The organism is Nonomuraea sp. NPDC049158 (assembly GCF_040648335.1).
Lineage (GTDB): Bacteria > Actinomycetota > Actinomycetes > Streptosporangiales > Streptosporangiaceae > Nonomuraea.
On the sequence record NZ_JBEZDM010000009.1, the window covers coordinates 29,705 to 51,401 of the forward strand.

At 69.1% G+C, this 21,697-nt stretch carries 22 protein-coding genes; 10 read left to right on the top strand and 12 right to left on the bottom strand.

Annotated features, from left to right (window positions below):
• Positions 1–4: 4 nt before the first annotated feature.
• Positions 5–541, bottom strand: coding sequence for a HEAT repeat domain-containing protein (locus AB0B61_RS20715; protein ID WP_358433991.1), 537 nt, complete (start codon positions 539–541; stop codon positions 5–7).
• 80 nt (positions 542–621) lie between these two features.
• On the opposite strand from AB0B61_RS20715, the gene AB0B61_RS20720 reads away from it, so the two are divergent.
• A complete protein-coding gene (locus tag AB0B61_RS20720; RefSeq protein WP_358433994.1) occupies positions 622–1,812 on the top strand; it encodes a MarP family serine protease in 1,191 nt (396 codons plus the stop codon).
• Here the strand turns inward: AB0B61_RS20720 and AB0B61_RS20725 are convergent.
• From AB0B61_RS20725 to acs, 5 genes are all read right to left on the bottom strand, one after another.
• Positions 1,809–2,252 carry a DUF309 domain-containing protein gene (locus AB0B61_RS20725; RefSeq protein ID WP_358433997.1) on the bottom strand — a complete coding sequence of 148 codons (444 nt, stop codon included), beginning with the start codon at positions 2,250–2,252 and terminating at the stop codon, positions 1,809–1,811. The genes AB0B61_RS20720 and AB0B61_RS20725 overlap by 4 nt on opposite strands.
• A complete protein-coding gene (locus AB0B61_RS20730; protein ID WP_358434000.1) occupies positions 2,249–3,169 on the bottom strand; it encodes an alpha/beta hydrolase in 921 nt (306 codons plus the stop codon). The genes AB0B61_RS20725 and AB0B61_RS20730 overlap by 4 nt, the downstream gene beginning before the upstream one ends.
• Positions 3,159–3,575 carry a phage holin family protein gene (locus AB0B61_RS20735; RefSeq protein ID WP_358434003.1) on the bottom strand — a complete coding sequence of 139 codons (417 nt, stop codon included), beginning with the start codon at positions 3,573–3,575 and terminating at the stop codon, positions 3,159–3,161. The genes AB0B61_RS20730 and AB0B61_RS20735 overlap by 11 nt, the downstream gene beginning before the upstream one ends.
• Positions 3,576–3,606: 31 nt before the next feature.
• A complete protein-coding gene (nhaA, locus tag AB0B61_RS20740) occupies positions 3,607–4,815 on the bottom strand; it encodes a Na+/H+ antiporter NhaA (protein ID WP_358434006.1) in 1,209 nt (402 codons plus the stop codon).
• A gap of 284 nt (positions 4,816–5,099) precedes the next feature.
• Positions 5,100–7,073 carry an acetate--CoA ligase gene (acs, locus tag AB0B61_RS20745; RefSeq protein ID WP_358434009.1) on the bottom strand — a complete coding sequence of 658 codons (1,974 nt, stop codon included), beginning with the start codon at positions 7,071–7,073 and terminating at the stop codon, positions 5,100–5,102.
• Between the two features lie 227 nt (positions 7,074–7,300).
• Here acs and AB0B61_RS20750 point away from each other — a divergent pair, with 227 nt between their 5' ends.
• The 6 genes from AB0B61_RS20750 (at position 7,301) to AB0B61_RS20775 (ending at position 14,071) form a co-directional block, all read left to right on the top strand.
• The gene (locus AB0B61_RS20750; RefSeq protein WP_358434012.1) at positions 7,301–8,032 is read left to right on the top strand and encodes an oxidoreductase; all 732 of its coding nucleotides are present in this window, start codon (positions 7,301–7,303) and stop codon (positions 8,030–8,032) included.
• 956 nt (positions 8,033–8,988) lie between these two features.
• Positions 8,989–10,029 (top strand): septum site-determining protein Ssd, encoded by a 1,041-nt coding sequence (gene ssd, locus AB0B61_RS20755; protein ID WP_358434014.1) that lies wholly within the window; start codon positions 8,989–8,991, stop codon positions 10,027–10,029.
• A gap of 340 nt (positions 10,030–10,369) precedes the next feature.
• Positions 10,370–11,530, top strand: coding sequence for a TadA family conjugal transfer-associated ATPase (locus tag AB0B61_RS20760; RefSeq protein ID WP_358434017.1), 1,161 nt, complete (start codon positions 10,370–10,372; stop codon positions 11,528–11,530).
• Positions 11,531–11,938: 408 nt separating this feature from the next.
• Positions 11,939–12,649 carry a type II secretion system F family protein gene (locus AB0B61_RS20765; RefSeq protein WP_358434019.1) on the top strand — a complete coding sequence of 237 codons (711 nt, stop codon included), beginning with the start codon at positions 11,939–11,941 and terminating at the stop codon, positions 12,647–12,649.
• A 528-nt stretch (positions 12,650–13,177) separates the two neighbouring features.
• Positions 13,178–13,699, top strand: a complete 522-nt coding sequence (locus AB0B61_RS20770) for a type II secretion system F family protein (protein ID WP_358434021.1) — start codon at positions 13,178–13,180, stop codon at positions 13,697–13,699.
• Between the two features lie 219 nt (positions 13,700–13,918).
• On the top strand, positions 13,919–14,071 hold the full coding sequence (locus AB0B61_RS20775) for a hypothetical protein (protein WP_358434024.1): 153 nt from the start codon (positions 13,919–13,921) through the stop codon (positions 14,069–14,071).
• 153 nt (positions 14,072–14,224) lie between these two features.
• Here the strand turns inward: AB0B61_RS20775 and AB0B61_RS20780 are convergent, their stop codons facing one another.
• The gene (locus tag AB0B61_RS20780; protein ID WP_358434026.1) at positions 14,225–14,800 is read right to left on the bottom strand and encodes a TetR family transcriptional regulator; all 576 of its coding nucleotides are present in this window, start codon (positions 14,798–14,800) and stop codon (positions 14,225–14,227) included.
• Here AB0B61_RS20780 and AB0B61_RS20785 point away from each other — a divergent pair.
• Positions 14,799–15,887 (top strand): FAD-dependent monooxygenase, encoded by a 1,089-nt coding sequence (locus tag AB0B61_RS20785; protein ID WP_358434029.1) that lies wholly within the window; start codon positions 14,799–14,801, stop codon positions 15,885–15,887. The genes AB0B61_RS20780 and AB0B61_RS20785 overlap by 2 nt on opposite strands.
• 277 nt (positions 15,888–16,164) lie before the next feature.
• On the opposite strand, the gene AB0B61_RS20790 is transcribed toward AB0B61_RS20785, so the two are convergent.
• A complete protein-coding gene (locus tag AB0B61_RS20790; protein ID WP_358434032.1) occupies positions 16,165–16,551 on the bottom strand; it encodes a tautomerase family protein in 387 nt (128 codons plus the stop codon).
• A 50-nt stretch (positions 16,552–16,601) separates the two neighbouring features.
• Here AB0B61_RS20790 and AB0B61_RS20795 point away from each other — a divergent pair, with 50 nt between their 5' ends.
• The gene (locus AB0B61_RS20795) at positions 16,602–17,081 is read left to right on the top strand and encodes a MarR family transcriptional regulator (RefSeq protein WP_358434035.1); all 480 of its coding nucleotides are present in this window, start codon (positions 16,602–16,604) and stop codon (positions 17,079–17,081) included.
• A gap of 881 nt (positions 17,082–17,962) precedes the next feature.
• Positions 17,963–18,778: an SDR family oxidoreductase gene (locus AB0B61_RS20800; protein ID WP_358434038.1), complete on the top strand. Its 816-nt coding sequence runs from the start codon at positions 17,963–17,965 to the stop codon at positions 18,776–18,778.
• Between the two features lie 66 nt (positions 18,779–18,844).
• Here AB0B61_RS20800 and AB0B61_RS20805 read toward each other — a convergent pair whose 3' ends face one another.
• The 4 genes from AB0B61_RS20805 to AB0B61_RS20820 all read right to left on the bottom strand — a co-directional run bounded on the left by AB0B61_RS20805 (position 18,845) and on the right by AB0B61_RS20820 (position 21,596).
• Complete coding sequence (locus AB0B61_RS20805; protein ID WP_358434041.1) at positions 18,845–19,102, bottom strand: hypothetical protein; 258 nt, start codon at positions 19,100–19,102, stop codon at positions 18,845–18,847.
• A gap of 75 nt (positions 19,103–19,177) precedes the next feature.
• Positions 19,178–19,750: a hypothetical protein gene (locus AB0B61_RS20810; protein ID WP_358434044.1), complete on the bottom strand. Its 573-nt coding sequence runs from the start codon at positions 19,748–19,750 to the stop codon at positions 19,178–19,180.
• The gene (locus AB0B61_RS20815) at positions 19,747–20,724 is read right to left on the bottom strand and encodes a hypothetical protein (protein WP_358434047.1); all 978 of its coding nucleotides are present in this window, start codon (positions 20,722–20,724) and stop codon (positions 19,747–19,749) included. Before AB0B61_RS20815 ends, AB0B61_RS20810 begins: the two co-directional genes overlap by 4 nt.
• A 20-nt stretch (positions 20,725–20,744) precedes the next feature.
• Positions 20,745–21,596 carry a hypothetical protein gene (locus AB0B61_RS20820; protein WP_358434049.1) on the bottom strand — a complete coding sequence of 284 codons (852 nt, stop codon included), beginning with the start codon at positions 21,594–21,596 and terminating at the stop codon, positions 20,745–20,747.
• Between the last annotated feature and the right edge of the window lie 101 nt (positions 21,597–21,697).

Sequence of the window (21,697 nt, forward strand, 5' to 3'; positions counted from 1 at the left end):
GGCTTCACACGAACGGGCCCAGGCGGTCCTGATCGCCTGTGGTCAGGGCGACGCCGAGCGAGGCCCAGTCGGCCACGTCGGCGTCACTGTCGGCCGCCAGTGTCCGCAGCGCGTTCAGCCCGGCGCGGTCCGGCGGGTCGCCCAGCACGTGCTGGAGCGCGTACGCGGCGCCGTACCTGACCCGTGGGTCCTCGTGCCCGGCCAGATCCATCACGGACGGCAGCGACCGGGGGTCGGCCAGGTGGCCGAAGGCGATGAGCACCGAGTAGAGCACCATGACGTCGTCCTCGCTGGCCGCCAGATAGCGCAGGACGGGCAGGATCCGATCCACGTATGCCTCGAGCATGCCCAGGATGTCCACCCCGAGCAGACGCTGGGTGACGTCGTCCGCCGCGCAGAGCCGCCGCGCCTCGATGAAGGACTCAAGATCGCCGCGCTCCCGTAGCACGGAGATCACGTGCCAGCGCACCGCCCCGTCGGGATCGTCGTCGTCGAGAGCTGCTTCGATGAGGCCGCGCACTGTTTCGTCGATCGGCGGCATGCCGCCCAAGGTAACCAGCGCGTGTCGCCGTCCTGAGGAAGACGTGCACACTTGACCGAATCGCTGGTTACCTTTGAAACGTGCGCGGTGATCTGCTTGACCTCATATTGATCGGCCTCGTGATCGCCTTCGGCGTCTCGGGTTACCGGCAGGGCTTCATCATCGGTGCCATGAGCTTCGTCGGCTTCATCGGCGGGGCGGTGCTCGGGGTCTTCATCGCGCCCCCCATCTCCAAGGCCGTCGTCGACGGTGACACGCCGCAGGCGCTGCTGGCCATCGTGATCGTCTTCCTGGCCGCGACGATCGGCCAGTTCGCCTCCTCGACGATCGGCGCCGTGGTGCGCAGCCACGTCACCTGGGAGCCGGCCAAGGTCGCGGACGCGGTCGGCGGTACGTTCGCCAGCGCGCTGTCGGTGCTGGTGATCGCCTGGTTGATCGGCTCGCTGATCGTGTCGACGGGGTTCACCCAGCTCGTCGACCAGGTGAAGAACTCCATGCTGCTCACCACGGTCGACGACTCGATCCCGCAGACCGCGCGCAACTGGCAGCAGCCGTTCAAGAAGTTCATCGACCGGTCGGAGTTCCCGCCGGTGTTCGACGCCATCGGCGCGGGGCAGCTCGTCGACGTGCCGCCGCCGGCGCGCAGCATCCTGCAGGGCGCCAAGCTCGAACGGGCGCAACGGGCCATCGTCAAGGTCCAGGGCAACGCCGAGAGCTGCAACAAGCTCATCGAGGGCACCGGGTTCGTCTACGCCAAGGACCGGATCATGACCAACGCGCACGTGGTCGCCGGCGTGACGCGTGACCTCCAGGTCCTCGCCTACGACAACAAGCGCCACCCGGCCACCGTCGTGCGCTACAACCCGCAGCGCGACATCGCCATCCTGTACGTGCCCGGGCTGGGCCTGCCGCAGCTCTCCTTCGACGGGGAGGCGGAGAAGGGCGAGAACGCCATCGTCGCCGGCTTCCCCAAGGGCCAGGGCTTCACGGCCGAGCCCGCCCGCATCCGCAGCCAGCTCAACGCCGAGGGCCCCGACATCTACCGCAGCCGGAACGTCACCAGGAAGGTCTACGCGATCCGCGGCAAGGTGCTGCCCGGCAACTCCGGCGGCCCCCTCCTGACCGTCAACGGGCAGGTGTTCGGCGTCGTCTTCGCCGCCGCGGTCAGCCAGGAGGACACCGGCTACGTGCTGACGGCCAACGAGGTCAGACCCGACGCCGACCAGGGCAGAAACGACACCACCCCGGCCGGCACTCAGGAGTGCGACTAGCCGGGCAGCCGGCTCAGGATCAGCTCGATGGCCTGCGCCGGGTCGCTGTCGTCGCTCAGGCCCGACGCCGCCCGCCCCACCGAGTCGTACGGCGTCCCGTACGACTGCACGCGGGCGGCCCCGCGACTGAAGAGCGTCAGCGCTCCGCGCCCGTTGCCGCGCTGCAGGTGCGTCAGCCCGACGCAGATCTGCGCCAGCCCCTGCCACAGCTCGCGCTCATCGTCGGGGGCGCACTTCCAGCGGCCCTCGAACACCTCGTGGGCGTTGAACGGCAGGCCCTCGCTCAGGAAGCGGCGCCCGTCGGACAGGGCCTGCGGCGTGGTGGGCGCGTAGTCGTCGGGCACTCTGTCCACGCCGGTCGAGCCGTAGGGGAGCGGCCGGCCATAGGAGTCGCGTGGCCGGGCGTTGCGCGGCTTGCCTTCGGGGTCGCGGTCTCTCATCGGCCAGGCTCCGGGTCGGACAGCCAGCCGATCAGCTCGGCGTCGAACACGTCGGGGGTCTCCTCATGGGGGAAGTGGCCTGCGCCCTCGATCAGCCGCCATCGGTATGGGGCGGCCACGTAGCGGCCAGAACCGAGGGCCGTACGCGGCAGCACCCGGCGGTCGAGGGCGCCGTGCAGGTGCAGGGTGGGGGCCTCGATCTCGGCGCGCATCGTCCGGGCGAAACGCAGGCCGTCGGGGCGGAACTGGGAGCGGCCGAACCAGCGGTGGTACTCCAGCGCGCAGTGGGCGACGGTCGGGATGCGGATCGCCTCGCGATAGACGCGGGCGGTCTGCTCGTCCGGCCAGCCGGGACTCGACCAGGCGTCGAGCATCTTGCCGACCAGCGAGCCGCCGTTACGGGTGAGCCGGCGCTCGGGCAGGAACGGCACTTGATAGCCGATCGCCGGGCTGGTCGCCCTCAGCTGGCCGAACGGGTCGGTCAGCAGCGACCTGCGCAGTCGCAGGGGGTGTGGCGCGGACACGGTGACCAGCCGGTGTACGCACTTGGGATCGAGCACCGCCATCGTCCAGGCGAGCAGCCCGCCCCAGTCGTGGCCGACCACGATGGCCCCGGTCTCGCCGAGCGCCCGGATCAGGCCGCTCGCGTCGCCGGCCAGTGTGGGCAGGTCATAGCCGCGCGGCGGCTTGTCGCTGCCGCCGTAGCCACGCAGGTCCACCGCGGCCGCGCGGTATCCCGCCGCGGACAGCGCCCGCAGCTGGTTGCGCCATGTCCACCAGAACTGCGGGAACCCGTGCAGCAGCAGGACCAGCGGCCCCTCACCTGCCTCCACGACATGGAAGCGGGTGCCGCCGGCGTGCACCTGCCGGTGCTTCCACGGTCCCTCGATCTGGACGACCGACTCGTCAGGTGCCATCACTGGTCACCGGCTCTATCTCCTTCTCCGGGCTGGCGATCTCCTTGAGTCCCTTGATCGACCGGGCCGTACGCTTCATCCCGGCCAGCCCCTTAAGCCTACGGATCCCGATGAACACCAGCAGCCCGGCCACCAGCAGATAGAAGACGGTGACGATGAGGAAGGCCACCCAGTTCGGCAACCATTGGGCGAGCACATAGGCGATCGTGAACGAGGCCAGGATCAGGCACAGGTGCGCCATGAAGGCGGCGGCGGCGAACAGACCACCGGCCGTGCCGATCCGCTTGGCGTCGAACCTGAACTCGGCCTTGGCCAGCTCGATCTCCGAGCGGATCAGGGTCGAGATGTGATCGCTCGCCTGGGCGACCAGCGAGCCCAGGGATTCTTCCTCGGGAGTCTGGGGCATGAACGTCTCCTATCGAGGCCTGGTGGCCGTGTCAAACATCATCCAGCGCGATGCGCCGCTTGCGCATCCGTACGTGAAGCAGTAGCGCCGCCAGGACGGACGCTGTGAGGCTGGCAACGAGGATCCCGGTCGTCACGGAGTCGACCCGCTCCTGGTCGGCGCCGAAAGCCAGATGGCCGATCAGCAGCGACACCGTGAACCCGATCCCGGCCAGCAGCGACACCGCCGCCATGTCCCGCCAGTGGAGCTCTTTGGACAGTTTCGCCAGGCCAAGCCGTACAGACAGCCAGGCACCGCCGAACACACCCACAAACTTCCCGATCACGAGCCCGGCTATCACTCCCAGAACTACCCGATCGGAGAAGATACCGCCGATGCTGGAGCCGTCGAGCTTCACCCCCGCCGACAGGAACGCGAAGATCGGCACCGCCAGGCCCGCGGAGATGGGGCGGAGATAGTGATCGGCGGCCTCCGCCGGGGAGCGGGTCTCGTGCTCGCGCGTGGTCACGCGGGTGAGCAGGCCGAGCGCCACTCCCGCCACGGTCGCGTGTACGCCACTGGCCTCCACCGCGTACCAGGCGCCCACGGCCAGTGGCAGGTACATCCACAGCCGCCCGGCGCCCGAGCGCTGCAGGACCCAGTAGACGGCGATCAGGGCGGCGCCGGCCAGCAGCATGAGGAGGTTCAGATGGGCGGTGTAGAAGGCGGCGATGATGGTGATGGCGCCGAGGTCGTCGACGACCGCGCTGGTCAGGAGGAACGCCCGCAGCGCCGGGGGCATCGAACTCGCGGTCACGGCCAGCACGGCCAGCGCGAAGGCGATGTCGGTGGCGGTCGGAATCGCCCAGCCACGGGCCGCGTCCGGCGCTCCCCAGCTCACCGCGAGGTACACGAGCGCGGGCACGACCATGCCACAGAGGGCGGCGACGATGGGCAGCGCGGCCTTGCGCAGGTTGGCCAGCTCCCCGTGGACGAACTCCTCCTTGACCTCCAGCCCCGCCACGAAGAAGAAGATCGCCAGGAGGCCGTGCTGCGCCCACTCGTAGAGCTCCATCGGGCCGAGCGCGGTGTGCTGGAGCGCGGTGTAGCCCTCATGCGCGACGTTCGCCCAGATCAGGGCGGCGACCGTGGCCGCCAGCATGACGATGCCGCCGATCGTCTCGGCACGGAGCGCCTCGGCCACGGTGCGGGCATAGCGGACAGTTGGCTGGAAAGGCCACATCTCGGCGGTTGGGCGCACGGGGTCTCCTCTGGCGGCTGTCGCGAGGATCGCTTCCCCGTGACGCCGACCCGACTTCCCGGCACACCGATATCCACCCTAACCCGGTAACCGGCCAAGAACACGCACGTCACGGCGGCCGACCCAGTACGGGCTCAGCGGCCGTTCCCCTGGAGGCCACCCGCCACGTACGGCGGGCGGCGTCAGGTCGGCCACTATTCCCCCAAGGCCGCCCGCCACGTACGGCGGGCGGCGTCAAGGCGCCGTGCTGAAAACGAGCGGGTGTCGCCTTTTCGTTTTGCCTGTCAGTCCTCGCTCTTCGCCGACGGCAGTTTCTCCGAGATGAGGTCCATCACGGTGCTGTCGGCCAGCGTCGTGACATCACCCACGCTGCGGTTCTCCGCGACGTCCCGGAGCAGCCGTCGCATGATCTTCCCCGAGCGGGTCTTGGGCAGCTCAGGCACCACCAGGATCTGGCGCGGCTTGGCGATGGGCCCGAGCGCCTTGGCCACGTGGTTCCGCAGCTCAGAGGCGATGTCCGCACCCTCCTCCGCAGCACCGCGCAGGATCACGAACGACACGATGGCCTGCCCGGTCACCGGGTCGGTCGCGCCCACGACGGCCGCCTCGGCGACCTTCGGGTGGCTCACCAGCGCGCTCTCCACCTCCGTCGTGGAGATGTTGTGGCCCGAGACGAGCATGACGTCGTCGACGCGTCCGAGCAGCCACAGGTCGCCGTCCGAGTCCTTCTTGGCACCGTCGCCGGGGAAGTACATCCCCTCGAACCGGCTCCAGTACGTCTCGATGTAGCGCTGGTCGTCGCCCCAGATCGTCCGGAGCATGGCCGGCCACGGCTCGCGGACCACGAGGAAGCCGCCGCCCCCGTCGGGCACGCTGTTGCCCTGGTCGTCGACCACGTCGGCGCTGATGCCCGGCAGCGGGCGCATCGCGGCGCCCGGCTTGCCGCTGGTGACGCCCGGCAGCGGGCTGATCATGATGGCGCCGGTCTCGGTCTGCCACCAGGTGTCGACGACCGGGCAGCGGTTGTCGCCGATGTGCTCGCGATACCAGACGTACGCCTCGGGGTTGATGGGCTCGCCGACCGAACCGAGGATGCGCAGGCTGGACATGTCGTACTTGGCGGGGATGTCATCGCCCCACTTCATGAACGTCCGGATCGCCGTCGGGGCGGTGTAGAGGATCGTGATCTTGTACTTCTGCACGATCTCCCAGAACCGGCCGCGGTGCGGGGTGTCCGGAGTGCCCTCGTAGATGACGCTGGTCGCGCCGTTGGCGAGCGGGCCGTACACGATGTAGGAGTGTCCCGTCACCCAGCCGATGTCGGCGGTGCACCAGTAGATGTCGGTCTCCGGCTTGAGGTCGAAGACCGCGTGGTGCGTCCAGGCCGTCTGGGTCAGGTATCCGCCCGAAGTGTGCAGGATGCCCTTGGGCCGGCCGGTGGTGCCGCTGGTGTACAGGATGTACAGGGGGTCCTCGGCGTCGTGCGGCTCGGGGGTGTGCTGGTCGCTCTGCCGCTCGACCAGGTCGTGCCACCACACGTCCTTGTCGTTGGTCGCCACGTCCTGACCGGTACGCCGTACGACCAGCACGTGCTCGACCTGCGGGCACTCGGCGACGGCCTCGTCCACGGTCGGCTTGAGCGCCGAGGGGGCGCCGCGGCGGTAGCCGCCGTCGGCCGTGATGACCACCTTGGCGTCGGCGTCGTCGATGCGGCTCTTCAGCGCGGTCGCCGAGAACCCGCCGAACACCACCGAGTGCACCGCGCCGATCCTGGCACAGGCCAGCATCGCGATCGGCAGCTCGGGGATCATCGGCATGTAGACGGCGACCCGGTCGCCCTTGCGTACGCCGAGCTCCAGCAGGGCGTTGGCGGCCTTGCTGACCTCGGTCTTCAGGTCGTTGTACGTCAGGGTGCGGGTGTCGCCCTCCGGCTCACCCTCCCAGTGGTAGGCGACCTTGTCGCCGCGGCCCTCTTCGACGTGGCGATCCACGCAGTTGTAGGCGACGTTCAGCTCGCCGCCGACGAACCATTTGGCGAACGGCGCGTTCCACTCAAGCGTGGTCTCCCACCGCTTGGCCCAGGTCAGCCGGTCGGCCGCACTCTCCCAGAACGCGAGCCGGTCGGCCGACGCCTCGGCGTACGCGGCGGAGGTCACATTCGCCGCAGCCGCCAGGTCGGCCGGCGGTGCGAACCGGCGGTTCTCCTGCAGCAGGTTCGACAACGCCTGGGGCTCGTTGCCAGGGGTTTCCGGGGCCACCTCGTGCTCCTTCAAGGGCCAGATCGGACAGGTCGAGTCCCACTCCACCAGCTCACGTGCTCCGCACACAAGAGGTCTAGACAGGTCTGTACATGTGGCGCCGCACGGGTGATCCGGTTATCAACGGGACTAACAACTGCTATTGAACTGTTGTCATTTTGGCACCACACCAATATGGAACGGGCCAATGGGTGGGTTTATTGGGTCCCCTACTAGGGTGGAATGCCGTGAGTGATCCACTGGCTGTCATCGCGGCACTTCCCGGCGTTCCCGAAGCGGTGGAGGAGGCCAGACAGGCCGTCGACGGGCTCTATCGCCATCGCGTCCTTCGCCGCGCGAGCCCGGCGGTATCGGCCGAGTCGTCCCTGCGCGGCGCGCGGGCGTCGGCGGCCATCGAGGGCGTCGACGTACCTCTGGACGAGCTGCGCCGAGGCTCGATCGAGGACCCCGTCGTCCAGGGCGCCCTGCGAGCGTCGGCGGAGCTGGGCCGGCTGGGCGCCACCTGGCGCAAGGCCCCCCGCCAGGTGCTGGCCCGCCTGCACACGCTCGCCGCGGCCGGTCTCACGGACGCACTCGGCCGCCCGCGCACCGAGGACCAGGAGCTGGCGGCGCGTCTGGAGAGTCTGTTCGGGCTGCTCGAAGCGCCCACGAAGGCCCCCGCGCTCGTGCTGGCCGCCGTCGTCCACGCGGAGCTGGCCGTGCTGCGGCCTTTCGGTACGGCCGACGGCGTCGTCGCGCGCTCGGCCGAACGGCTCACGCTGGTGGAGTACGGGCTGGACCCGAAGTCGCTGGTGGCCGTCGAGGTGGGGCATCTGGAGCTGCCCTATGCCGATGGCCTGCGGGCCTACCTGACGGGGTCACCTGACGGGGTGGCGGAATGGGTACGACATTGTGCCGCCGCGGTCACCCTCGGCGTACGCGAGACGACCGCGATCTGCGAGGCGCTGCAGAGGGGCTGATCTGGAAGAGGCGCAGGTCAGCGAGGCGCTGACCTGCGCGATGCCGCGCAAGGGCTGATCTGGGGGCGCCGCAAGGGCCCTGACATAGCTGACGGCGTCTCAGTCATGAGACGCCGTCTGCCGATACGTCACACCGGGTTACCAAGCGTGCACCTCTATTCGTCGGAGCGGGACAAGCCCGTCACGACGCGCCTCCCGCGGCTGGTCGCGCGTGGGTGCCTGGTTGACGCACCCGGACAAGTGGTCCGTGTCCCCTTTGTACGACGGATCCGCCCTGATGGGAACCCCTTGCACCAAGACCTTTACCCGTGCGGGGCCCTCCGGGGGTGAAGATTTCGGGGGGTCGTGGGTTTTGTTACGATTATCAACCTGTGACGATCACGCAGAGTGATCTGCTTTATGTGATCGTTATGGGGGCACGAAAAAAACTTGGCGAAAATGCGAGATTGCTCCTCGACGAAACTCGAGTCGATCGGGCAGCATACGGGGGTATCGCCGGAAACTGGGGCGACTGTGCACGGGTTTGGTTTGCCAGTCTCTTGCCATGCTCCGGTCAAGTGATGAAAGCTTTCTTCTGAAACGGGACCGGCTCTACCCCCCCGGAGCCGGACCGATCAGGCGACCCCCGCTCTCCCCCCCGGCGGGGGTCGCCCCATTTCTGCCCGGGCCCGTTTCCGGCTGAGTCCCTCCGCGCGCCTTCGGGAGCCCCGCCTCCAGCCGCAGTCGCCTCACAGGGGCTCCTGTTATCCACAGGGATCCCCGCCCCCAAGCCCGTCGTCCCACAGGGGCTTGCGTTATCCACAGGGACTCCCCACCTCCAACCCTTCACCGACGGCCCGCTGATGGCCACGTACGCGCGGGTGAGCTCGCCATCCACAGAACCCCGTTCGGTGGCCCGCCGCCCCACCCCCGCGACGCATGGTGTACCTCCCGACCCCCAGATCAGGAGGCCCCTCATGCACCGCCCACTGGTCATCACTGAGGACCGCGACCTGCTCGACGACCTCGTCCGCATGGCCGCCGCAGCCGGAGCCCAGCTCGACGTGGCCCACGCCCCAGCCCACGCGCGCCCGTACTGGAACCTCGCGCCGCTGGTGGTGATAGGCGGCGACCTGGCCGACGCGGTGGCCGCCACCTCACCACCCGCCCGGGACGGCGTGCTCCTGGTCACCCGCGACCCTGAAGACCCCGACAGCTGGCGCCGATGTGTGGCCGTGGGCGCCCAGGCCGTCGTCGATCTGCCGGGAGGTGAGCGGCGCCTGGTGGAGGAGTTCGCCGATGCCATGGAGCCCGATCCCCGCTCCGGCGTCGCGCTCTGCGTCATCGGCGGCCGGGGCGGAGTGGGAGCGAGCGTTTTGGCGGCCTGCCTGGCCCTGCGTGCCTCCGGCGACCGCCTGCGCACACTGCTGATCGACGCCGACCCGCTGGGCGGCGGCATCGACGCGTTGCTGGGGCAGGAGGAGGCCACCGGCGCGCGCTGGGGAGACCTGGTGGCCCGCGAAGGCCGGGTCGGCTCGGCAGCCCTGCGGGCCGCGCTGCCCGCGTTCGGCGACCTGACGGTCCTGTCCTTCCACCGCGGAGAGGTACGGGCGATCCCCGCCCAGGCCATGCGCTCGGTGCTGGAAGCCGGACGCCGCGGCTTCGACGTGGTGGTCGTCGACCTCCCACGCCACCTCGACCCCGCCGCCATCGAAGCGCTGACCAGGGCAAGCGGCACGCTGCTCGTGGCCACGGCCGACGTACGCGGCGTACTGGCGGCCGCTCAGGTCCTCACAGAGGTAAACCGGCACACCGCGGACATCCGCGCGGTGATCCGTTCCGGCATCCTGGACGACGCCGTGGTGGCAAGCTCCCTCGGCATCCCCTCCGCCGGCCACCTACCCGACCAACCCCGCCTCCCCACCACCCTCAACCGCGGCGAACTCCCCAAACTCGGCCCCCGCACCGTCCTCGGCGCCCTCTGCACCTCCCTCCTACGCGACTTGCTCCCATCGTGACCAGCCAACCGAACCTTCAGCATTCCCTGCGCCCGGACGCGTCCGCGGCGCACGGCCCTCAGCCGTCCCTGTCGAGGAGCGCGGGGGTGTCGGTCGTCCACGGCCCTCAGCCGTTCCTGTCGAGGAGCGCGGGGGTGTCCGCATCCGTGCCCACGCCGACGCCGACGCCGACGCCGACGCCGACGCCGACGCCGACGCCGACGCCGACGTGGGCGTGGGCGTGGGCGTCCGCATCCGTACCCGGGACCGGACTCGGATCCCTATCCGCGTTCGTGCCTGTGCCCGCATCAATAATCTCCGTGCTCGCGCTGGGGCTGCCGGGGCGGACAGAGGTGGGCACGTGAACGCAGGCGTGTCACCCGAGCTGATCGAGGCCGTCCGCGTACGGCTGGCACGAACCGGCGTCGAGCCAAGCGCCGCCCAGGTGGCAGTAGCCCTACGAGCCGAAAAAGCCGTATACGGCGACGCGGAGATCCTCGCCGTAGCCCGATCCCTCTGCGCGGACCTCATAGGAGCCGGCCCCCTGGAACCTCTCCTGGCAGAACCTGACGTCACCGACGTCCTGGTCAACGGCTCGCGCGAGGTCTGGGTCGACGACGGCCACGGTTTGCGCAGAACTCCGGTGACGTTCGCCGACGACGGCGCCGTCCGCAGGCTGGCCCAACGCCTGGCCGCCGCCGCAGGCAGACGCCTGGACGACGCCTCGCCGTACGTGGACGCCAGGCTGGCCGGAGGCGTACGCCTGCACGCCGTGCTCCCACCGATCGCCTCAGGCGGCACCTGCGTGTCGCTACGCCTGCCGCCGAGACGTACATTCACGCTGCCCGACCTGGTGGCGGCGGGCACGATCCCGCAGTCGGCGGTGCCGCTGCTGACGGCCATCGTGACGTCCAGGCTGGCGTTCCTGGTCACAGGCGGCACCGGCACAGGCAAGACAACACTTCTGTCCGCCCTGCTGTCCCTGGCCGACCCGGGCGAACGCCTGCTGCTCGTAGAAGACTCGGCCGAGCTCCGCCCGCTCCACCCTCACGTCGTACGCCTGGAGTCCCGTCCGCCGAACCTCGAAGGCGCCGGCGGCGTCGGCCTACGAGACCTGGTACGCCAGGCCCTGCGCATGCGTCCCGACCGAGTCGTGGTCGGAGAGGTCCGAGGCGCAGAAGTGGTGGACCTACTGGCCGCCCTGAACACCGGCCACGAGGGCGGCTGCGGCACCCTGCACGCCAACACGGCCGCCGACGTACCACCCAGGCTGGAGGCACTGGGCTGTGCGGCAGGCTTGACCAGGGAAGCAGTGCACAGCCAACTCGCCGCCGCCCTCGACGTGGTCATCCACCTGACCCGCAACCGCTCCGACGGCCGCCGCCGCGTAGCGGAGATCTGCCTCCTGTCGAGAACTTCGACCGGCTTCGTCGAATCCTTGCCCGCCCTGACCTTCGACCCGCACGGCCAGCCACAAGCCGGCCCGGGATACGCCACCCTGGCGCGGAGAACCCCTCCGTGACCCCACTCGATGCCGCGTCGAGCACGCCACGGACGACCGCCTTCGCCAACGAACCCTGTCGAACGCCGTACATGCACCCATCCCCTCTGCCCCCACCCACGGTTGCAGCAGACACCGCGATCAACCCCGATAGCCCTTAACCCCGCCTAGCCCCCGGCCAGCCCCGCTCACCCGCACCCCGCTCACCCGCACCCACCCGCTCAGCCCAGCCCCTCAGCTCAACCGCTCAGCCCAGCCCTCCAGCCCAGCCCCCAGCTCAACCACTCAGCCCAAACCTCCCACCCGCACCCAGCAGCCCTGCTAGCCCGAACCCCGCTCACCATCCACCCATCCACTCCACTCACCTGTCCCTCCACCGGTGAGCTTCACCCGAGTAGACCCGCGACGAGCGAACGGAGGCCCAGACCCGTGATCGCAGCCTTGGTGGCCGCATTGTCCACAGCAATCGCCGTATGGCTATGGACCAGCCCGAACACCGCCACAGCCCGCCTCGACAGGCTGACCTCTATCCGCGAGCCATTCCAGCAGCGATCCATAAAGCACCTGATCACCCGCCCCACTCCAGCCCGTCGCGCCGACGCCTGGCGTCAGGCATCCATCGAACTCTGCCAAGCCCTTTCAGCCGAGCTGACCGCAGGCCGTACCCCAGGCGAAGCCCTCACCAGGGCGATCGCCACAGTCGACTTCCCCGACCCGGAAGCCCTGCGCCCGGTGGTGGCGGCGGCGAGAGACGGCGGCGACGTCTCCACAGCCCTCCTGTCCGTGGCTCCACTACAGGGCGGCGAGGGATTACGCCGCCTGGCCGCCTGCTGGAACGTCAGCGTGACCGTGGGCGCGGGCCTGGCAGCCCTCGTCGAACGCGTTGGCAGCACGTTACGTTCAGGCCAGGCCCACCGCCGTGACGTCACGGCACAACTGGCAGGCCCGCGCACCACCGCGAGAATGCTGGCCGCACTCCCTGCCCTCGGCCTCCTCATGGGAAGCGCACTGGGCATGCGTCCGCTCGCCTTCCTCTTCGGCAACCTCCCCGGCCTCGCCTGCCTCACGGCCGGAATCGCCCTCGACGCCTGCGGCCTGTGGTGGACCCACCAGATGGCAACCCGCGCCGAAAACTCATAGCGACACCCGCTTCACCACCGCCCGCTCGGATCTCTTTCGGACGATCACCCGCTCCTTCGGACGATCGCGCCGCTCCCTCGGGTGATCGCTCGGCTCCTTCCGACGATCGCGTCGCTCCCTCGGACGATCACCCGAGGAAGCCGCCCGGCTCCTTCGGGTGATCGCGTAAGTGCAACCAACGACCGGAACGGACTCCAGACGATGTACGAGCTGCTCTCCGCAGTCTGTGCCTGCATGGCAACCTGGTTGTGGATCTCCCCGACAACCCCAGCCGAACGCCTGACCCGCCTGCTATCACCAGGAGCCGCCACCCAACCCCGGCCAGAAGCAGGCAGACCCCTACACCCGCCCGGAACGCACCAGCTCCCGAACCCAGGCTCCACAGACCCGGACGCCGACACATTCGCCCCACCGACCTGGCTCGATCAGGCCGCGACCTCACCCCGCCGCATCAACCGCCGCACGCTGGTCGGAGCCCTCGGGGCTGCCCTCATCACCGTCCTGCTCGTCGGCGGAGGAGCCGGACTGATGGCCGCCCTACTCGTCGCCCCCATCGTCGGCGTGGTCCTGCACAGACAAGACGACCCGGAAACTCGCCGAGACAGCCATCAGATCACCATCGACCTGCCGTTCGCCGCTGACCTGATGGCAGCTTGCCTCCTCGCCGGTCAGCCGGTCAGCGCAGCCACCGAGATGGCGGCAAGCGCGCTGGCCGGCCCGCTCGGCCAACGCCTGTCGTGGGTCAGCCGCCAACTCCGGCTGGGCGCCGACCCCGACCCCACGTGGGCCTTCCTCGCCCAGGAACCCGCCACCGCACAACTGTCGCGAGCGATGAGCAGAGCGGCTCAGACCGGCGCCCCAGTGGCTGATGTCCTGACACGCCTGGCCAACGACGCCCGCCAATCCACCCGCGCCACGTCTGTGGCCGCAGCCAGGAGCGTCGGCGTGAAGGCGGTAGCACCCCTCGGCCTCTGCTTCCTTCCGGCCTTCGTCCTCCTCGGCATCATCCCCATCGTCGCCGGCCTCGCCACCGCCATCACCGTCCCCTAATACGTGGTGACCCGTCACCGAACGTTGCACGGGCAATTGTCGTGAACACGAGCGAGGCACTCGAGCCAGGCGTCAACGGGAGAAGGTCCGCCGGGTCCAGCCATCACCTCGGATTCCCCGTCAAGCATCTCGATCAGCGATGCGATTACTTACTTGACGGCCGGTTAGTAAACTAGCTTGCCTTACGGCAGGCAACTGGCTGCGGAAAGGATCACTGCCATGCCCGCAAAGCAGGCCCACACCTTGGACGTGCCCGGTGCCCGTCTCCACTACCAGGTGCGCGGGCAAGGCCCCGCCCTCCTGCTCATCCCTGGAAGCAACGGCGACGCCGACCTGTTCGACGCCATCGCGGCCGCTGGGGGAAACCCGTGACCGATTTCCCGGGCGACCACACCGGCTACTGGTCCCAGCCCGACGGGTTCGCCGCCACCCTCATCAACGCCCTGACCAGCCCGACGGCCTAGAGAGCTGTATGGAGTTCAGATCTTCGGAGGGTTGAGATCCCCTGCGCTTCACCGGCCGACGTCACAGGTCACGCAGTGATCGGAGCTCGGTGATCACATCTGCTCCGGTGGGCGCGTGGTCCGGATCCACCAGCCACTGCAGCATCAGACCGGTCAGCAAGGCGAGCGGCACGGAACCGCCGAGCCCCTCTCGCCCCTGGCGTTGTCCTTTGGCGAGGTGTTCACGTACCTCTGGTGATCGCTCGGCTTGTACCGCTGCCTCGAGTTGGGCCACCCACAACGCCCGATGAGTGGTGAAGCTGTCGATCAGCGTCTGCCAGCGCTGTTCCGGCTTGTCGGACGGGGTGCGACGGGCGAGTTCGTCGCCGAGTTCGTCGACCGCTTCCACCAGGGCTTGGGTGAGCAGAGCGTCTTTGGAGCCGAAGTGGTAGCCGATGGCGGCGTGACTCACTCCAGCGGCCGAGGCGATGTCCCGGACGGTCGTGCGAGCCCAGCCGCGTTCGATCAGGCACCGCTTGGCACCGGCCAGCAGATCCTCTCGGTTTCCCATGCGGCGCAGCATACCGAAGAACTTAACCAAACGGTCTATCCATTTGGTTTGACCAAATGGGCAAGTTGCGATTACGGTCATCTCCATGACCAAGCCGACGGTTCTGATCTCGGGTGCCAGCGTGGCCGGGCCCGCCCTCGCCTACTTCCTGCACCGCGACGGGTACGACGTGACCGTGATCGAGCGCGCCCCGCACCTGCGCGACAGCGGCTACGCGGTGGACTTCCGCGGCCAGGCGCTCGGCGTACTGGAGGAGATGGGCATCCTCGCCGAAGTCCGGGCGCACGACACGAAGATGCGCGGCACCACGCTGGTGGACGAAAACGGCGCCGAGATCAGGCAGCTGCCCGCGGAGGCATTCGCCGGCGAGCTGGAGGTGCCCAAGCAGGAACTGACCCGGATCCTGCACCGCATCACCGCGGACAACGTCGCGTACGTGTTCGACGACTCCATCAGCGCGCTGGCTCAACACGAGTCCGGCGTCACGGTCGAGTTCGAGCGCGGCGCCACCCGCGACTTCGACCTCGTGATCGGTGCCGACGGCGTCTACTCCAAGGTTCGGCTGCTGACCTTCGGCCCGCACGCCGACGCGCTGCGGCACCTCGGCCTTTCCGGAGTCGGCTTCAGCACCCCCAACTACCTCGGCCTCGACCGCGGCGGACTGCTCCAGTCAACCCCGAACGCGGCGATCTACCTGTTCAGCCTCGACGCGGCGGCCCCTCTCACGGTCAGCCTTTCCTTCGCCACTGCCTCGCCCGCGCTGGACCGCCGCGACCGCCAGGAGCAGGAACAGGCCGTGCGGGCCGCCTTCGCCGGGCACGACTGGGAAGCGCCCCGGCTGCTGGAAGCGATGAACGAAGCCGACGACTTCTACTTCGGCTCCTCCTGCCAGGTCCACCTGGACCGCTGGTCCCACGGCCGGGTCACGCTGGTCGGCGACGCGGGCTACTGCGCCGCGCCCACCAGTGGCATGGGCACCTCGCAGGCGCTGATCGGAGCATGGACGCTCGCTCGCAGCCTGGTTGAGGCGGACGGCGACTTCACGACCGCCTTCGCCGCGTACGAGGCGGAACTGCGGCCCTATGTCACGGAGAACCAGGTGAAAGGCCAGCAAGCCGCGACAATGTTCGGAGGGCAAGCCACCCCGGCGGGCGCGCAACGTACCACCTCATAGCGTCGCCATAACACGGCTGACGACAGCGTGGCCAAGGGCCATTGCAGGAATGTCCACGACCTCCTGATCTTCATACGGGTTGCAGGGTTCGGATCCACAAGATGGCTCCGCGTAGGTGGGGGCGGGCGAGGTAGCTTTCGGGAGCCCTGCCGAAGCGGAAGGCCAGCCCGACCGGCCAGTCACCACTGACCATCGCGCAGCCACCGGCCTTCAACCCCGCCTCCTGGACCTCATCGACATCGACCCGAGTCCTCCGCCGAAGATCACGCACATACGGCTAGCTGTTGACGAGCACACCTCCGACCGCAGTGCGGCCGGCCGGGGTGGCGACGAACTCGACCGTGATGGTGTCGCGCAAGTGCGCTCCTAGGACGTCGGCGACGGCATCGGTGACGGTTCGTACAAGCTTGGCAATGAGCTCGCCGCTGTCGGGACGGGTGAACGCCGCCTCGCGGATGCCGAACATGATCGCGGGTGGCGCCTCGTCGACCGGCTTGCCCCGCACGCCCCACCGTCCGGCGGGTACGCCGTCGAGGTGGATGACCGCGACGTCGCGCGCCCACTCGCCGTATACGTCGACCACCGCGTCGGTCAGCGCGGCGATGAGGGCTGATTCGTTGCCCTGCAGCTGCGGCTCCAGGACTCGGACCGTCAGATGTGGCACTATGGGCCTCCTGTTTGTTCCCAAATTAGCTTTAACATCAAAGGTAATTGGTGAAGTACCCGATGGTCAACAACGCGGACGGCATGACCACCGACCAGGCGGTGCGGTCCATGCTGCTGCTGATGCCCAGGATGGTCGGCCGAGCCAAGCGACTGCCCGTCCCAGAGGCGCTGCGGATGCTCGACCTCGCGCCCCGCCACCTGTCACTGCTGGCCTACTTGCAGTACGACGGTTCTCTCGCGGTGAGCCAGTTGGCGGAGCGGCTGGAGGTCGCTCCGACGACCGTCAGCCTCATGGTGGGTGACCTGTCGCGCCGCGGCGTCCTGACGCGGGAAGAGGATGACGCCGACCGGCGACGGCGGGTCGTCGCGATCGCACCGCAGTACGTCGAGCCGATCCGCGAGTGGCTGTCGGGCAGCGCCCTGGCGTGGACCGAGGTCTTGTCCGACCTCACGCCAGCCGAACGCGCCACGATCGTGCGGACGATGCGGGCTTACGAGACCGCCTTGGGCAAGCGGATGCACGGCTGAGCTGAAGATCGCGCATGTAGGGGAAACCGGCTAGTGCGCTTCGTCAGCTGAGCAACCGGTTAGCTCCTCGATGGCCATCTGAGCATGGTGTTAACAACAGAATGATCTTCACGGACGGACCGGCCAGCTCCTCGGCGCCGCGTCTGCGCGTCACCGGATCGATCGTCAGCGGTGACCTCGACGCTTACTGGCGCCATCGCACGGCCGGTCGGGTGCGCGAACGTCCGCGCGCTCATGCAGGCAGGCATGGACGCGCGCGGCGGTGGTCGCTGAGCACCTACGCCCCGCTGCATCGACGTCGAGAGCACGAGAAGAGGTCAACTGCCGCAAGACGGGGCAGCGTGCCGGTAAACGTCCAGGTCAGACCCTGGCTTATGGGTTAGTCCAACGTTATCCACAGAACGGCGTTCGGGTCATCCGCCGCATGAAGCCTTGAGCCACTGTTGGACCCACGCCGGACGACACCCGGCTCCGATCACCTGGAGGCACCATGCACCATGCGGCAACCACCCCGAACGCCGCCGCCACCCCGCCCCATGACCCGTCGACCGCCACACCGCCACAAAACCCGCCGACCACCACATCGCCGCAAGCCCCGCCGATCGCCAAAGCGGCCGGCCCAGCCGTCCGCCACCACGGCTGGCTCGCCGACAGGTGGGCCCGTTGGTCGGGACCACACCGCGAGCGCGGCATGTCCACAGCCGAATACGCCGTAGGCACCCGCCTTATCTGGGGTTCTCAAGCGAAGTAGCTGGTCAGCGGCATGAAGGCTTGTCAGGCATGTGAGGCAAGTGGGTTGGCCCGCGCTGCCGCACCGAGGTCCGAGTTGGCTGACGGCAAAGGGGGTGGTGGTGTTCACCCGGACCAGCGATGATCTCCAGATGACCGTCGAAGAGAGCGCAGGTGCGCAGCGAGGTCCTCTGGCCGGTCGTGTCGCGGTGGTGACCGGCGTGAGTCGGCAGGCGGGGATCGGGTTCGCTGTGACGCGGGAGCTGCTGGACGCCGGGGCGAAAGTGCTGGTGCAGTCATGGACACCTCATGACGCTGATCAGGTATGGGGCAGCGACCCGGCGGGGATGGCTGGCGTGCTGGAGGCCCTGGGCGGCCTGGACGACCGGCTGGCGCATGTCCAGGCCGACTTCGCCGATCCGCTGAAACCAGCGTGGGTGATCGAGCAGGCTGTCGAGCGGTTCGGGCACGTTGACGCGCTGGTCGCCAACCATGCCCGCAGCTCGAAACAGTCACTGGAGCAGGTGACCGCGACCGAGCTCGATCTGGCCTGGGCAGTGAACGCTCGCGGCAGCGTGCTGCTGACCCAGGCGTTCGCTGCTCAACATGACGATCGCCGCCCCGGCGGCCGGGTGATCTTGTTCACGTCCGGCCAGCACCTGGCCCCCATGCCGGCCGAGCTGCCGTATGCGATCAGCAAGGGCGCGATCCACCAGATGACCGCCAGCCTCTCCGAGGCGCTCGTCGATCGCGGCATCACCGTCAACACCGTCAATCCCGGTCCGGTTGATACCGGGTGGGCCAGCCCCGAACTGACCCGGCAGGTAGGCAACGCGCTGCCCGCAGGCCGGTGGGGTCGGCCGGAGGAGGTCGCTCGCCTGGTCCGCTGGCTCGCCTCGGACGAAGCGGCATGGATCACCGGACAGGTGATCAACTCCGAGGGCGGGTTCCGACGCTGGGTCAAATGACAGCACTGATGGGAAAGACCGTGACCCGTGACCTGCGGGAGGAGCCTGAAGGGTTCGGTGATGCCCTCAGGCCAGGAGACCCAGGGTTTCGGGTGCTTCCCAGGCTGTCAGCTGCCGGTCGGGGTCGGTTTCCTGGTGCGCGAACTGGTTGATCAGGTCGGCGAGGGCCTGCCGGTCCTGTGCGGGGAGGTCCTGCAGGAGGGCGACCACCGGTTCCAGCACCTTGATCGTGGCCTCGGGCCTGATGACGTTGTCATCGCTGAGATCAAGCCAGATGACGATCTCTGTGAGGGCTTTGGCGAGGGTGCGTTCGAGCGGGGTCATGACGGACCTCCTGGCCGGGTCGTGGGGGTTGTAGTGCGTCCGGGACCGGCTGCCATGGCCCGATGACGGTCCCGGTCAACCTGAGGCCGGTTCGGTGAGCCGGGCTTCGAGGTCGGTGATCATCTGGGTGAGCAGGCTGGTGTTCTCGCGCCGGACCGCTTGCGGGCCGAGTTTGTCGATGCCGGCGACCTTGGTGATGCACTCGTCGGCGGCTTGGGCCATGGTGGCGAACTCCCCGCGGGCGATCGAGCGGGGGTTGGCGGCCTCGAACGTCGTGGCGCGGTGCATGTCCTTGACCGAGGTCATCGCCGCTCGGGCGGCGGCCATGGCGTCGCGGGCGCTGAACTCATCGCCGTGACCGTCGCGCATGTAGCGGGTGACGAAGATCCGGCGCCGGGCAGGGTCTCGTCGGGCGCGGTCGGGGTCGGTGGCGGGCATGAACCTTTCCAGGCGGTCGCCCCGGTTGGCCGCGATCACGCGGACGACGCGGACGGCCCGTCGCAGCCGGTGACCGTCGGGGATGTCGACGCCGGCGGCGATGTCGGCGTAACTGACTTCGCGCCCGTGGTTGCAGCGCAGCCAGATCATCACGTCGGCGACGTCGTTCTCGGCCTGCGTCCAGCCCATCGCGTCACGCCGCTGGCTCATAGCAGCCCGCCGCTGTCGTCCAGGAACTTTGCCAGCGCGGCGTCGTCCAGGGCGGAGCCGGTGGCCAGGTCCCGGACGGCGGTGATGGTCGCCTCGGCGCCGTCGCAGAGCTCGGCGATGGCCTGGGCGCGATCGGTGGTGAACCTGATCTGCTGCTTGTGCAGCAGCGACAGCGCCCGCGAGGCGGCCATGCGGATCTCGGCCATGGCGTGGAAGACGTCCATGGACGCATCAGCCTCGGTTCCGTCGCCGGCCGCCCGGGCCTGGGCGGCGATCGCCTCCCGCTCGCGGCGCAGGGCCTCGTCGTACTCGCGTTGCCGCCGGCTGGTGACGTCGGCGGCCGCGGCGCGGTCGGCCGCATCAGCGGCGGCCTGGCGGGCGTCGAACTCCTGCAGGGCTTCCCGCGCCGCCGATCGGGTGCCCTCATCGGCCAGCAGAGCGGTCTTGACCGCCGTCGGATGGCCGATGACGTAGGTGATGGCCGACGGGCGGGTGCCGGATTTCTCCGCCTCCCGCTCGATCGCCTCGCGCCGCTCGGCCGAGATGCGCCTGGCATCCAAGCTGCGGTAGTAGCCGTTCTGGCCAAAGAACGGATACTGCTCGGTGTCGGGAAGTTCGATGTCCATGCCCGGCTGCAGGTCGGTGGAGGGGGGAACGACGCCGTCGGCGGCCAGCCGGTTCCATGCCTCCCAAAGGGCCATGACTCGCTTGGCGCTGGTGCCGGCCCGGCGGGCGAACTCCCGGGCACTGATGCGGCGGAAAGTGTTTCGGTCGAAACACTTTGTGGACTGCTGTTCGAATCCAACGCCGTCGCCCTCGCCGGGTTCGACCCGCCGGGCGACCAGATAGGCCATCAGCCACGGGCCTTTGCGCTCCAAGGTGGCGAACTGGGCGATGTCGGCGCCGAGGGCCTCCTCGCCGTCGTCGCCGATGGCCTGCTCGGGCAGGTCCCCGCCCGCAACACTGCCCGTCACGTCGCCCATCGTCTCGCCCCTCACGTGGTCACGGTCTTGCGCGGGGCGCGTCGCTGCGCCGGGACGGCGACCGGGCGGATCGAGGCGGCCTGACGCGCCCAGGTCATGAAGACGTCCAGGTCGTCCAGCGCGACGGCGGCGTCGGCCCGCTGCGTGACATCCAGCCGCACCAAACCGGGGAAGCGCTTGACGACCCGAGCGGACTGCTCGGCCAGGGCACGGAGTTCCGCGACCAGCGCGGCACCGGTGCCCACCGGCCGCGCCGGCGGCGTCTCGCCGCCGCGTCCGGCCCGCTGTTCGGCCTGCTGGGCCCGCTGCTTGTCGAAGACAGCGGTCATCTCGGCGCGGGTCACCTGGTCATCGGCGACCAGCACCCTGAGGAGCTCGTCCCGGTTGGGGCTGTTGCGCACCTCGGTGACGTAGTCGATGACGCCCTCGTCGGTCTCCCGCGCTGAGGGGTTCATGACCGCGGCCAGCGGGGGCGCCGTGCCCAGGACGGTCTGGTAGGTGGCGCGGTTGACCCGGTCCATCCTTGCCGCTTTCGCGTCGTCGATCAGGTGCAGCAGCTTGACGTAGCCGGGATCCAGGACCTGGCCGCCCCGCGGGCGTGCTCCCTCCCGCAAGACGCTGTAGGAGACGAACACCCCGCAGGTGTTCAGCCGTTCCCGCAGCGCCGGTGTGACCGCCGCCGCCGTCGCCCGCCACTCCTTGGCGGTGGTCACCGACAGACCGACCCGCTCGCAGAACTCCCCCAGGGAGTCAGCGCTCTGCGCCCACTCGGCCGCCAGGATGTCGCCGATCGCCAGTTGGCTGACCCGGCAGCCGACCATCAGGCGGCGGCATTCGTGAACGTCGTTCTCGGTGAAACTCATGCGAACCCCTCGCCGAAGCCGGACTGACAGACGAGCACGCAGTGTAATCAAGCGCGTACGCATCTGCCGAATCCTTGCCGGGCGGGCATGCCGTCCGGTGC

Coding starts and splice junctions, on each gene's coding strand:
- AB0B61_RS20715 (WP_358433991.1), bottom strand. CDS start 541: ATGCCGCCGATCGACGAAACAGTGCGCGGCCTCATCGAAGCAGCTCTC.
- AB0B61_RS20725 (WP_358433997.1), bottom strand. CDS start 2,252: ATGAGAGACCGCGACCCCGAAGGCAAGCCGCGCAACGCCCGGCCACGC.
- AB0B61_RS20730 (WP_358434000.1), bottom strand. CDS start 3,169: ATGGCACCTGACGAGTCGGTCGTCCAGATCGAGGGACCGTGGAAGCAC.
- AB0B61_RS20735 (WP_358434003.1), bottom strand. CDS start 3,575: ATGCCCCAGACTCCCGAGGAAGAATCCCTGGGCTCGCTGGTCGCCCAG.
- ssd (WP_358434014.1), top strand. CDS start 8,989: ATGCACCGCCCACTGGTCATCACTGAGGACCGCGACCTGCTCGACGAC.
- AB0B61_RS20770 (WP_358434021.1), top strand. CDS start 13,178: ATGGCCGCCCTACTCGTCGCCCCCATCGTCGGCGTGGTCCTGCACAGA.
- AB0B61_RS20775 (WP_358434024.1), top strand. CDS start 13,919: ATGCCCGCAAAGCAGGCCCACACCTTGGACGTGCCCGGTGCCCGTCTC.
- AB0B61_RS20785 (WP_358434029.1), top strand. CDS start 14,799: ATGACCAAGCCGACGGTTCTGATCTCGGGTGCCAGCGTGGCCGGGCCC.
- AB0B61_RS20780 (WP_358434026.1), bottom strand. CDS start 14,800: ATGGAGATGACCGTAATCGCAACTTGCCCATTTGGTCAAACCAAATGG.
- AB0B61_RS20800 (WP_358434038.1), top strand. CDS start 17,963: ATGACCGTCGAAGAGAGCGCAGGTGCGCAGCGAGGTCCTCTGGCCGGT.
- AB0B61_RS20805 (WP_358434041.1), bottom strand. CDS start 19,102: ATGACCCCGCTCGAACGCACCCTCGCCAAAGCCCTCACAGAGATCGTC.
- AB0B61_RS20810 (WP_358434044.1), bottom strand. CDS start 19,750: ATGAGCCAGCGGCGTGACGCGATGGGCTGGACGCAGGCCGAGAACGAC.
- AB0B61_RS20820 (WP_358434049.1), bottom strand. CDS start 21,596: ATGAGTTTCACCGAGAACGACGTTCACGAATGCCGCCGCCTGATGGTC.